The sequence below is a fragment of the Pseudomonas sp. ArH3a genome (assembly GCF_022648765.1).
Lineage (GTDB): Bacteria > Pseudomonadota > Gammaproteobacteria > Pseudomonadales > Pseudomonadaceae > Aquipseudomonas.
The window spans coordinates 2989310-3000879 of record NZ_CP080330.1; the positions used below are offsets into that span (position 1 = coordinate 2989310).

Below are 11570 nucleotides of genomic sequence, written 5' to 3' on the forward strand. Positions count from 1 at the left end.
AGCGCCGTTTTTTTATGTATGTAATTCAATGCTTTGCAATATATATCTAACAAAGATGATCAACTGTGTTTTATCAGGGCCGATAGAGGTGCGCGTGACCCGCGCGATACAGCGACGACTCGCTGAAGCTGTCGTTCGCCAGCACCCGACCCACCACAATCAGCGCCGTACGACGGAAACCCTTGGCGGCCACTTTCTCGGCAATGTCCACCAACGTACCCACCACCCAATCCTGATCCGGCCACGTCGCGCGGTGCACCACGGCAATCGGGCAATCCGCACCGTAATGCGGTAGCAGCTCAGCAACGATCTTCTCCAGATGATTAACCCCCAAGTGAATCGCCATGGTCGTGCCGTGGCGCGCCAGGCTGTCGAAATCCTCACCGGCCGGCATGCTGGTTTTATCGGCGTAGCGGGTCAGGATCACGCTTTGGGCGATACCCGGCAGGGTCAGTTCCGTCTCCAGCAATGCCGCGCAGGCCGCCACCGCCGTGACGCCTGGAATGATCTGAAAGGGGATATTCAACTCACGCAAATGACGGATTTGCTCACCAATCGCCCCATACAGGCTGGGGTCGCCGGAGTGTACGCGCGCCACATCATGGCCCTTGGCATGGGCTGCCGTGATCAAGTCGATGATTTGCTCGAGGTGCAATTCGGCGCTGTTAACCACCTGTTTCGCCTGATGGCCCTCCAATACCGCCGCCGGCACCAGCGAGCCGGCATAGATGATCACCGGGCAGCTGCGGATCAGCCGCTGGCCTTTGACGGTGATCAATTCCGGGTCGCCGGGGCCAGCGCCGATGAAGTAGACGGTCATGGGAGTTCCTGTTGAAAATCGGGCGAGCATGAAGATTGCTCATGATCGAGAAGGGCGATTATCGGGTTTTTAGTCGGCGCAGGCTAATGCAAAGGTGGCCTGGGCGACTTTTTTGCGCGTGATCAGCAGGCGGGCAGGGCCGTGGGAGAGCTGTTCAGCCAAGGCCAGCGCGGCGCTTTCGGCGATGCCGTAACAGCCGGTATGGGCAAAAGCGACCTCTGATTTGTGGCTAAGACGGTGTTCAAAAACCGTCAATTGTGCGGCGCTGAAACAGTGCAATGGCAGGTTCAGCACCTTTGCTAGAGCGAGCAGCCCAGGTTCATTCTGCTTGCGGTCAAGACTGGCCAGCGCGGTGATGCGATGGCGTTCGATACTGCCCTCGGCGAGGGCAGTGTCGAGCAGGCCCAGCAGGGTGTGAACATCACAGCCCCGCTGGCAACCCAGGCCGACCACCAGGGTCATGCCGAGTATTGACCGTCGCGGTTGCGGCGGAACAGCCAAGCGCTGATCAGACCCAAGGCCAGCCAGAAGGCGACGTTGGTCAGCTGCGAAGCGATTTTGAATTGTGCTTCCAACGCTTCTGGAGCCAGCATCGAATGCACTTCAGGCTGCGGCGCACCGATCAGATGCGGCACGGCCAGGATCGCCACGCCCAACACTTTGAGCAGCCAGCTGCGGCCAAACACCAGCAGCGCGATACCGGTAGCGGTGGACGCAGCCGTGCCAATCCACCAGACCTGACGTTGGGCCAGGTCAGCGGCGGCGGTGCCCGGCAACTCCGGCGGCAGGCCCAGGGTCGGCGCGAGTACAAACGTCGCGTAACCGGCCAAGCCCCACAGCAAGCCTTGAGCCGTGCGGGTCGGTGCGCGCAAGGTATAGAGACCGGCCAGCATCAGGGCAAAACCAACCGCCACCACCAGATTACCGCCGGTAGTCGACAACACACGTTGCCAGCCGTTTTCCGGCTCCCAGGCTTCCGCGTCGTGGGTGTGAGCGGCGGCGCCTTGTGCATGTTCATGGGGTATTACTTCGGCAGCGGCCGGGGCGTTTTCAAAGGTTTCCGCCTGCAGAATCAGCGGGGCGACCCAGAAGCTTTGCAGCAGAGTCAGCAACAGGGCGGCCAGCAAGCCGGTGAAGCCTGCGGTTTGGGCGATACGCTTGATCATGTCGGCAGGTCTCAGTGGCACGGGAACGCGGCGCTGTGGCGGGTATCGTGGGCGGCGTTGTGCACCGCTTCGATATGCGAGAAACCGGCGAAATACACCAGGCACGCGCCGAGGATCGACGCACCGATGGCGGCGGTCAGGCGTTGGCTCAGGGTGGTGGTGCTGCTGGCGGTGTGCGAGGTGCTGCTGATGATCGACATGGCGCGTCCCTTCTGGGTGTCAGGGTGAAACGGGCGCATGGAAACCCCGCGAGCCGGGCACGCGGGGTTCTGAACAGCGCCCGCCCACCGCGGGTTTGTTATCTGATTTTTCGGGCCGGTCTCCGGGCTTGCGAGGGACACTGGGTCTAAAAAGCATCGCCTTCCCATGCCTTGCAGGCACAGTGGCTGTGACGCTTCGCTCGCTTACCGTTGCGGGGGCAGCACCGGACTGGTCATGTATGCATGATTTACCGGTTTCCCGTTTCACCCTGTGAAGGGCACCCGAAACAAGATGTGTAGGAGAGCATGGGGGTGGGAGGGGAGTCAATTGGGAGTTTTTTTGGGGTACATATCCGTTGCTGCGGCAACGGCTTCGTAGGGTTCCGCTCTTACAGCGGGTCACTTTTGGAAAAGAGCCCCAAAAGTAACCAAAAGGGCTCTTGCCCCACCACTCGGCACCTCGCTTAGGCTCGGTGTGCCCTTGTAAGATGATTTTCATCTGCTTCAGACCGTTATGCCCTCGGATTTCGAGATCGTGAGTGAGCGTGGGTCGAAGCAGATTCCTTCCTAAACTAGTCCGAACGGTTGCCAGGGCGCGAAGCCCGATTCTGCAAGGTTGGACGTGAGGAAAACACCATGGACCATGACTCTGCGTTTGTCGGAATTGATGTTTCCAAAAACAAGCTCGACTCATTTGTCAGCACCACTGGCCAAGTCGAACAGTTTTTCAATACTCAAGAAGATATCCAGCGTTTAGCTAAACATCTCAAGGCTCAGGAGCCGGTTTTGGTGGTGTTGGAAGCAACTGGGGGATATGAGCGGCTTGCGGCTGCGGAGCTTTGCGCTGCGGGACTGCCAGTCGTTGTCGTCAACCCCCGCCAGGTGCGTGATTTCGCCAAAGCTACCGGTCGGTTGGCTAAAACCGATGCTCTGGATGCCCAGGTGATTGCGGAGTTTGCCCAGGCGGTCAAACCCGAGATTCGAGAGATGCCAGATGAACACACTCGTGAGCTGGCAGATCTACTCACTCGACGCCGCCAACTCATCGACATGATCGTGGCGGAGGAGTCTCGGCTGAAGCAGGCGGTATTCAAGGCACTTCGAAGAGACATCAAGGCACATATCACCTGGCTTCAAAAGCGGCTTAAAAGCACAGACGATGACTTGCACGAAGCCATCAAGGCTTCCCCGGTCTGGAAGGCCAATTATGATTTGCTACGCGAGGTCGCTGGTGTTGGCAACGTGCTCGCACTTTCGCTGCTGGCGATGGTTCCGGAGCTGGGCAAGGTTAATCGCAAACAAGTGGCTGCCTTGGTTGGTGTGGCGCCTTTTAACTGCGATAGCGGCCTCTACAAAGGGCGTAGACGGATATGGGGTGGTCGAGCTGAGGTTCGAAGTGTGCTTTACATGGCCGTCTTGTCCTCGAAGAGCCATAACCCGGTGATCGAGAGGTTCTACAACCATCTGCTTGCTGCAGGAAAGACGAAGAAAGTAGCGCTGGTTGCATGCATGAGAAAGCTGCTGACGATCTTGAATGCGATGGTGCGCGATCAAAAGCATTTCGCTGAAATGGCTTGAATTTCGACACGGTTGCTTCGGCTTGAATCCGTGGGCCGCCGCGATGGGCCATCCTTGGCCCATCGCGGCTAACCCGGCGTCCTGCCGGGTTACCCACGGATTCAAGCCTGCGTTCGGCCATCGTGGTTAACGGGGCGCCTCAGATCAAGATCAAGATCAAGATCAAGATCAAAAGCAAGAGCAAGAGCACGGCGGCCTAGTAGCCGACCTGAGTGGTAGAAGCAAAAGCAGGGCAAAAGCACAGCAGCACACTCTCTGTCTGATGTACCGAGATCCAACTGTGGGAGCGGGCTTGGCTGCCAGCACCGCAGTGCTCTGCTTTTCTGTGGGAGCTGGCTTGCCTGCGATGCAAGCACCTCGGTGTGTCAGGCATAACCAGCCGATGCCATCGCAGGCAAGCCAGCTCCCACATTTGATTGAGTTTCATCTTCCAAGATCAGGTCGGCTGTCAGGCCGCCTCGGCTTGCTTTTGATCTAACCACTCAGGTCGGCTACTAGGCCGCCGTGCTTTTGATCTTGATCTGAGGCGCCCCGTTAACCACGCTGGCCGAACGCAGGCTTTGGAGCGGGGGTAAACCGGCAGGACGCCGGTTTAGCCGCGATGGGCCAAGGATGGCCCATGGCGGCGGCCCCCGCTCCAAAGCCGGAGTGAGGGCACACCGAGCCTAGGCGAGGTGCCGAGTGGTGGGGCAAGAGCCCTTTGCTTACTTTGGGGCTTTTCCAAAGTGAGCCGCTGTAAGAGCGGAACCATTAGTGGCCGTTACGGCAAGAACGGATATGTACACCAACCAACCAACCAACCAACCCAACCCCATCATTGACCATCCCCCACGCACTGCGTAGCCTTGCACCTTCGAGGTTCTTCGGCCCACGCCGAAGCTAAGAAGGGAACGCGGTCCAAGCCGCGGCTGCCCCCGCAACTGTAAAGGGTTTAGCTGACTGCCACGCCACTGCCAATACGGCGGGAAGGCGCAGCCAGCGCCGGTCGCAAGACCCGCACGCCCCAAGCCAGGAGACCTGCCTCGCAACCGATTTTCTACTTCAACCGGGCGGGGTGATCCGGTGACGAAATCCGCTGCTGCGCGCCGTCGCAGGGCCTATCGTCCCGTATGCCCGCCCCAAAGGGCATCCGATGAAAACACTGGCCAAACTCCCCGTCACCATCGTTACCGGCTTTCTCGGCTCGGGCAAAACCACCTTGCTACGCCACATGCTCGACAACGCCCAGGGCCGTCGCATCGCCGTGATCGTCAACGAGTTCGGTGAGTTGGGCATCGACGGTGAAATTCTCAAGCAGTGTTCCATCGGTTGCACCGAAGAAGAAGCCAACGGCCGCGTGTACGAACTGGCCAACGGCTGCCTGTGCTGCACCGTGCAGGAAGAGTTCTTCCCGGTGATGCGCGAACTGGTTGCCCGTCGCGGCGACCTCGACCATATCCTCATCGAAACCTCCGGCCTGGCCCTGCCAAAACCGCTGGTACAAGCCTTCCAGTGGCCGGAAATCCGCAGTGCCTGCACCGTTGACGCAGTGATCACCGTGGTCGACAGCCCAGCCGTGGCCGCTGGCACTTTTGCGGCGTTCCCGGACCAGGTCGACGCCATGCGCAAACTCGACCCGAATCTGGATCACGAATCGCCGCTGCACGAGCTGTTCGCCGACCAACTGGCCAGCGCTGACCTGGTGATCCTCAACAAAGCCGACCTGATCAGCCCTGAAGACTTGGCCCGCGTGCGCCTGGAAGTCGCCGAAGAGCTGCCGCCCGCCGTGAAGGTCATCGAAGCCAGCAGCGGTCGCCTGCCGCTGGACGTGCTGATCGGCCTGGGCGCCGGCTCCGAAGAACACATCGACGGCCGCCACAGCCACCACGACCATCACCACGACGATGAAGGCGAGCATGACCACGATCACGACGCCTTCGACTCCATCTCCATCGACCTGCCGCAAGCCGACGAAGCGTTGCTGCTCGACGCCTTGACTCAGTTGGTGGTGCAGCACGGCATCCTGCGCGTCAAAGGTTTCGCCGCGATCCCGAACAAGCCGATGCGCCTGCTGATCCAGGGCGTGGGTACGCGTTTCGACAAGCACTTTGACCGTGCCTGGGGCGCCGACGAAGCACGCATCACGCGCCTGGTGCTGATCGGTCAGGAACTGGACGCGGCGGGCCTCGAAGCGCAGCTGCGCGCAGCGCTCAGCGTTTAACCCATGCACCTGCTCAGGACCCAGCCCGGTGGTTTCGTCTCCGACGACAATATTGCCGACTTAGGCCAAACCCCCGCTGAACTGGTGATCCTGTGCAGCGGTGATTCCAGCCTGGCGTTGTTGGCCGAAGCGGCTCAACAGCTGCCCGACGACTACCCAAGCGTTCGCCTGGCCAACCCGATGCAGGTGCAAAACCACGCCTCGGTCGACCTGTACGTCGATGAGGTGCTGCGCCACGCCAAGGTCATCCTGATTTCGCTGCACGGCGGCATCGGTTACTGGCGCTACGGCATCGAGCGCCTGGTGGAATTGGCCGAGCGCGGCGTGCAACTGATCCTGGTGCCGGGCGATGACCGCCCGGACCCGGAACTCAGCAGCCTCAGCACCGTAGGCGTAGACGATCGTGATCGCCTCTGGCACTTCCTGCGCCAGGGCGGGCTGGGCAATGCCTTGGATTTTTATCGCTGTTTGGCAAGCCGCTACCTGGGCCGCGACTACGCCTGGGCCGAGCCGCAAACCTTGCCGCGCACCGCGATTTATCACCCGCACATAGCCAACGCACGCCTGAATGATTGGCAGGCGGATTGGCAGCCGGATTTCCCCGTGGCTGCGGTACTGTTTTACCGCTCGCACCTGCAGGCGGCCAATACCGGTTTTATCGATGTGTTCTGCCAGCGCTTGCAGGCGGCGGGCCTTAACCCGTTGCCGATGGCGGTGGCCAGTTTGAAAGAGCCTGGCTGCCTGACGGTGGTCGAGGACTTGCTGGATGAAGTGCAGGCGGCGGTGATTCTGAACACCACCGGGTTTGCCCAATCCAGCCCCGAAGCGCCGCATTTGCGCCCGTTTCGCCGCAATATCCCGGTAATCCAGGCAATTTGCGCCCAGGACAACCAGCCCGGCTGGGAGGCCAGCGAACAAGGCCTCGGCCCGCGCGACTTGGCGATGCACATCGCCTTGCCGGAGCTGGACGGGCGCATTATCAGCCGCCCGATCAGCTTCAAGGACCTGGCCTGGCGCAGCGAGCGCAGCCAGTCCGACGTGGTGTGCTACCGCGCCGCGCCCGAGCGCATGGATTTCGTCGCTGAGCTGGCACGCCGTTGGGTCGAACTGGCGCGGGTGCCGAACGCGGATAAACGCATCGCGCTGATCCTCGCCAACTACCCGACCCGCGACGGCCGTATCGGCAACGGCGTGGGTCTGGATACGCCGGCGGCGGCGCTGAATATCCTGCGCGCGCTGCAAGCCGAAGGCTATCCGCTGCCCCGTGAGTTGCCCGACAGCGGCACCGCCCTGATCCACGAATTGCTCGGTGGCGTGACCAACGACCTCGACAGCCTCGACCTGCGCCCGTGCCATCAAAGCCTGGGCCTGGATGATTACGAGGCGCTGTTCAAGCGCTTGCCCGAAGCCAATCGCCAAGCCGTGCTGGAGCGCTGGGGCGCACCCCACACCGACCCGATGTGCCGCGACGGCCGCCTGATGATCGCCGGCCTGCGTTTTGGCCTGACCTTCGTCGGCATCCAGCCGGCGCGCGGTTATCAGGTCGACCACAGCGCGGTGTACCACGACCCGGACCTGGTGCCGCCTCACGGCTACCTGGCGTTCTACTTCTGGTTGCGCCACACCTACGGCGCCCACGCCGTGATCCACGTAGGCAAGCACGGCAACCTCGAATGGCTGCCGGGCAAAGGCGTGGGGCTGTCGGAAAACTGCTGGCCTGATGCGCTGCTCGGGCCGCTGCCGAACATTTACCCGTTTATCGTCAACGATCCGGGTGAGGGCGCCCAGGCCAAGCGCCGCACCCAGGCGGTGATCATCGACCACTTGATGCCGCCGCTGACCCGCGCCGAAACCTACGGCCCGCTGCGCAATCTTGAGCTGTTGGCGGACGAGTATTATGAGGCGCAATTGCTCGACCCGCGCCGCGCGCTCGAACTGCAAAAAGACATCCTCAAGCTGGTGCGCGAGACCCGTATCGACCAGGAACTTGAGCTGGATAACGACGCCGACGCGGCGGTCTGGCTGCCGCGCCTGGACACCTACCTGTGCGACTTGAAGGAGTCGCAGATCCGCGACGGCCTGCATATCTTTGGCGAGTCGCCCGAAGGCCGCTTGCGCATCGACACCTTGCTGGCCTTGCTGCGCATCCCGCGCGGCGATGGCCGTGGCCCGCAATCGAGTTTGCTGCGCGTATTGGCCAAGGCCTTCGAGCTGGGTTTTGACCCGCTTGATTGTGCGCTGGCCGAGCCCTGGACCGGGCGCCGCCCCGAGGTGTTGCAGCAAATCGATCAACAGCGCTGGCGCACCGCCGGTGATACCCGCGAGCGCCTGGAGTTGTATGCCGCGCGTTTGATCGAGCAAGCGCTGGAAGGGCCGCTTGAGCAACTTGAAGAGCCCGGTTGGGAGGATGTGAAGTCGGTCATTGAGAGCCTGCGCATCGTCGTCGCGCCACGCCTGGACGCGTGCGGGCCGGCGGAAATGCGCGGTTTGCTGGATGCTTTGAGCGGCCTTTTCGTACCGGCCGGCCCCAGCGGCGCGCCAAGTCGCGGGCGCCTGGATGTGCTGCCCACCGGGCGCAATTTCTTTACCGTGGACGTGCGCAACCTGCCCACCACCACGGCCTGGCGCATTGGCTTCCAATCCGCCAACCTGATCCTTGAACGGCACCTGCAAGACCATGGCGATCACTTGCGTCAGCTCGGCCTGTCGGTCTGGGGCACGGCCACCATGCGCACCGGCGGCGACGACATCGCCCAGGCCATGGCGTTGATGGGCGTGCGCCCGGTCTGGGCCACGGGCAGCCAGCGGGTGGATGACTTTGAGATCCTGCCGATCAGTTTGCTCGACCGCCCGCGTGTTGACGTGACGCTGCGCGTGTCCGGGTTCTTCCGTGACGCGTTCGCCAACCTGATCCGCCTGTTCGATGCGGCGGTGCAGGCGGTGGCGGCCCTGGATGAACCGGATGATATGAACCCGCTGGCGGCCAAGGTGCGCAGTGAGCGTGAGGCCTTGCGCCTCTCGGGCCTGGACGCAGAAGCCGCAGCCAAACAAGCCGGCTGGCGCATCTTTGGCGCCAAGCCGGGGGCGTATGGCGCGGGCGTGCAGGGCGCGATTGACGGTCGTCTGTGGCAGAGCCGCGAGGACTTGGCCGAGGTCTACTTGAACTGGGGTGGCTACGCCTACGGTGGTTCCGATGAAGGCACCGCTGCCCGCGAACAGTTCGCCCAGCGCCTGAGCCAGGTGCAGGCGGTCCTGCAAAACCAGGACAACCGCGAGCACGACTTGCTCGACTCCAACGACTATTACCAATTCCAGGGCGGTATGCTCGCCGCCGTGGAAACCCTGAGCGGCGATAAGGCCGCCAGCTACCATGGCGACCATAGCCAGCCCGACTTGCCGAAGATCCGCACCTTGAAGGAAGAGCTGAACCGGGTGATCCGTTCCCGCGCCGCCAACCCCAAGTGGATCGACGGCGTGAAGCGTCATGGCTATAAAGGTGCGTTCGAAATGGCCGCAACCGTGGACAACCTGTTCGCGTTCGACGCCACCACCGCACTGATCGATGATCACCAATACGCCTTGCTCGCTGACGCGTACCTGCTCGATCCTGACACCCGGGCCTTTGTGCAGCAGCACAACCCCGATGCCCTGCGCGACATGACCGAGCGCATGCTCGAAGCCCAGCAGCGTGGCATGTGGCAAGAGCCGGGCGCCTATCGCGAGGCGTTGGAAAACCTGTTGTTGGACATAGAAGAAGGCAGCTAGCGCGCCACAACAAGCGGCAGCCACAACAAGCAGGCTAGCCACAACAAGGCCGCCCACAGGAAATTACCTGTGCCGCAGAATTTAACGAGAACGTGCATGACTGATATTCCACATTTCCCACTGTCCGCCGTGGTCGGCGCCGACGACCTGAAACTGGCGCTGTGCCTCACCGCCATCGACCCGAAAATCGGCGGTGTGCTGATCGAAGGCCCGCGCGGCATGGCCAAGTCCACCCTGGCACGTGGCCTGGCGGACCTGCTCGCCAGTGGTCAGTTCGTCACTTTGCCGTTGGGCGCCACCGAAGAACGCCTGGTCGGCACCCTGGACCTGGACGCCGCACTGGGCGAAGGCCGTGCGCAGTTTTCCCCCGGCGTACTGGCCAAGGCCGATGGCGGCGTGTTGTACGTCGATGAAGTCAACTTGCTGCCCGACCACTTGGTGGACCTGCTGCTGGATGTGGCCGCCAGCGGCACCAACCTGATCGAGCGCGATGGCATTTCCCATCGCCACTCGGCACGTTTTGTGTTGATCGGCACCATGAACCCGGAGGAGGGGGAGTTGCGCCCGCAGCTGCTCGACCGTTTCGGTTTCAACGTGGCATTAAGCGGGCAAACGCTGCCCACCGAGCGCGGGAAAATCATCCGGCGCCGGCTGGATTTCGACAGCGATCCCGCCGCGTTCTGCACGCAGTGGGCCGAGCCGCAAGCCGCCTTGCGTGAACGCTGCACCCAGGCGCGAGCACAGCTCGACGGCATTGAGCTGGATGACCAGGCGCTGGCACAGATCACCGAGCGCTGTTTTGCCGCCGGGGTCGATGGCTTGCGCGCTGACCTCGTCTGGTTGCGCGGCGCCCGCGCCCATGCGGCCTGGCGTGGCGCTACCGCCATCGCCGAGGAAGACATCGAAGCGGTGGCCGAGTTTGCCTTGCGCCATCGTCGTCAAGCGCAAACCCCGCCGGCAAGCCCGCCCAATCAAGGCCAGGCGCCCCAGGCTTCAGACACTTCACCTGGCCAGGGCCAGTGGGGCGACATGCCCGCGCCGGCCTTGCCCACGGGCGCACGCCGGGAAGTACCCACCTGGCCAAAAAAGCCCTAGGCATTCGCCCCCGACCTGACGCGGGGGCGGATGCCCGGCCCAAGGCGGGGCGACTGGACAAAGGCAGGCACGGCAAGGCGCGCAGCGCCAAACACGGCGCGATCAACTGGCCCGGCACCTTGCTCGGCGGCCGGCCGCAGTGCCGTGAGGATCTACTGTTCCACCTGCGCAACCGCGCGGCCCATGAGTTGTGGCTGGTGATCGTCGACGCCTCGGCGTCCACGCGGCGCCATGGCGCGTTGACCGACGCCAAAGGCCTGCTCGCCCAGTTGTTTGATGACGCTTACCGGCAACGCGCGCGCATGGCGTTACTCACGGCCAGCGGCCACTCGCCGAAGTGGCAAGTGCAGGGCCTCAAGGCCGCCAAAGGCTTGGCCGGTTGGCTCGCTCAGCTCGGCGCCGGCGGCGGCACGCCGTTGCTGGCGGCCTTGTCCGAAGCCGGGCAGTGGCTGCACGCGCGGCGCCAGCGTTACCCCGCCGAGCAGCAGCGTTTGCTGGTGATTACCGATGGGCGGCTCAAGGCTATCGACGGCCTGCCGCTGCTCGATTGCCCGGGTGTGCTGGTGGATATCGAGCGCGGGCCGATCACTCTCGGCCGGGCCAAACAGCTGGCGCTGCAATTGCACCTGGACTATCGGCATATCGACGCCGTGTAACTGCAATAAAAGTGAACCCTGCTTGATTCCCGCTTGTCCCCGCTTCCCATGTCACCCCCTACCTGCCAAATCCCTTAATTTTCCAAGCCT

At 62.5% G+C, this 11570-nt stretch carries 9 protein-coding genes and 2 riboswitches; of the genes, 5 read left to right on the plus strand and 4 right to left on the minus strand.

What is annotated here, in order from left to right; genetic code table 11:
* Positions 1-73: 73 nt before the first annotated feature.
* The 4 genes from cobM to K0P33_RS13770 all read right to left on the minus strand — a co-directional run bounded on the left by cobM (position 74) and on the right by K0P33_RS13770 (position 2186).
* Positions 74-820 carry a precorrin-4 C(11)-methyltransferase gene (gene cobM / locus K0P33_RS13755; RefSeq protein ID WP_242155720.1) on the minus strand — a complete coding sequence of 249 codons (747 nt, stop codon included), beginning with the start codon at positions 818-820 and terminating at the stop codon, positions 74-76.
* A 69-nt stretch (positions 821-889) separates the two neighbouring features.
* A complete protein-coding gene (locus tag K0P33_RS13760) occupies positions 890-1282 on the minus strand; it encodes a cobalamin biosynthesis protein (RefSeq protein ID WP_242155721.1) in 393 nt (130 codons plus the stop codon).
* Positions 1279-1986 carry a CbtA family protein gene (locus K0P33_RS13765; RefSeq protein WP_242155722.1) on the minus strand — a complete coding sequence of 236 codons (708 nt, stop codon included), beginning with the start codon at positions 1984-1986 and terminating at the stop codon, positions 1279-1281. Before K0P33_RS13765 ends, K0P33_RS13760 begins: the two co-directional genes overlap by 4 nt.
* 11 nt (positions 1987-1997) lie before the next feature.
* A complete protein-coding gene (locus K0P33_RS13770; RefSeq protein WP_242155723.1) occupies positions 1998-2186 on the minus strand; it encodes a CbtB-domain containing protein in 189 nt (62 codons plus the stop codon).
* Between the two features lie 95 nt (positions 2187-2281).
* Positions 2282-2487, minus strand: a riboswitch (cobalamin riboswitch).
* 335 nt (positions 2488-2822) lie between these two features.
* Here K0P33_RS13770 and K0P33_RS13775 point away from each other — a divergent pair.
* The 5 genes from K0P33_RS13775 to K0P33_RS13795 all read left to right on the plus strand — a co-directional run bounded on the left by K0P33_RS13775 (position 2823) and on the right by K0P33_RS13795 (position 11480).
* Positions 2823-3764, plus strand: a complete 942-nt coding sequence (locus K0P33_RS13775; RefSeq protein WP_094953916.1) for an IS110 family transposase — start codon at positions 2823-2825, stop codon at positions 3762-3764.
* Positions 3765-4603: 839 nt separating this feature from the next.
* A riboswitch (cobalamin riboswitch) is annotated at positions 4604-4804 on the plus strand.
* 92 nt (positions 4805-4896) lie between these two features.
* Positions 4897-5964 carry a cobalamin biosynthesis protein CobW gene (cobW, locus tag K0P33_RS13780; RefSeq protein WP_094952739.1) on the plus strand — a complete coding sequence of 356 codons (1068 nt, stop codon included), beginning with the start codon at positions 4897-4899 and terminating at the stop codon, positions 5962-5964.
* A 3-nt stretch (positions 5965-5967) separates the two neighbouring features.
* Positions 5968-9729, plus strand: a complete 3762-nt coding sequence (cobN, locus tag K0P33_RS13785) for a cobaltochelatase subunit CobN (protein ID WP_242155724.1) — start codon at positions 5968-5970, stop codon at positions 9727-9729.
* 96 nt (positions 9730-9825) lie between these two features.
* Positions 9826-10824 (plus strand): AAA family ATPase, encoded by a 999-nt coding sequence (locus K0P33_RS13790; protein ID WP_242155727.1) that lies wholly within the window; start codon positions 9826-9828, stop codon positions 10822-10824.
* Positions 10825-10877: 53 nt separating this feature from the next.
* The gene (locus K0P33_RS13795) at positions 10878-11480 is read left to right on the plus strand and encodes a VWA domain-containing protein (RefSeq protein WP_083360413.1); all 603 of its coding nucleotides are present in this window, start codon (positions 10878-10880) and stop codon (positions 11478-11480) included.
* The last annotated feature ends 90 nt before the right edge of the window (positions 11481-11570 follow it).

Excerpts from the sequence above, each read along its gene's own strand:
- K0P33_RS13790 (WP_242155727.1), top strand. The coding sequence starts at position 9,826 with ATGACTGATATTCCACATTTCCCACTGTCCGCCGTGGTCGGCGCCGAC.
- cobM (WP_242155720.1), bottom strand. The coding sequence starts at position 820 with ATGACCGTCTACTTCATCGGCGCTGGCCCCGGCGACCCGGAATTGATC.
- cobN (WP_242155724.1), top strand. The coding sequence starts at position 5,968 with ATGCACCTGCTCAGGACCCAGCCCGGTGGTTTCGTCTCCGACGACAAT.
- cobW (WP_094952739.1), top strand. The coding sequence starts at position 4,897 with ATGAAAACACTGGCCAAACTCCCCGTCACCATCGTTACCGGCTTTCTC.
- K0P33_RS13775 (WP_094953916.1), top strand. The coding sequence starts at position 2,823 with ATGGACCATGACTCTGCGTTTGTCGGAATTGATGTTTCCAAAAACAAG.
- K0P33_RS13760 (WP_242155721.1), bottom strand. The coding sequence starts at position 1,282 with ATGACCCTGGTGGTCGGCCTGGGTTGCCAGCGGGGCTGTGATGTTCAC.
- K0P33_RS13765 (WP_242155722.1), bottom strand. The coding sequence starts at position 1,986 with ATGATCAAGCGTATCGCCCAAACCGCAGGCTTCACCGGCTTGCTGGCC.
- K0P33_RS13770 (WP_242155723.1), bottom strand. The coding sequence starts at position 2,186 with ATGTCGATCATCAGCAGCACCTCGCACACCGCCAGCAGCACCACCACC.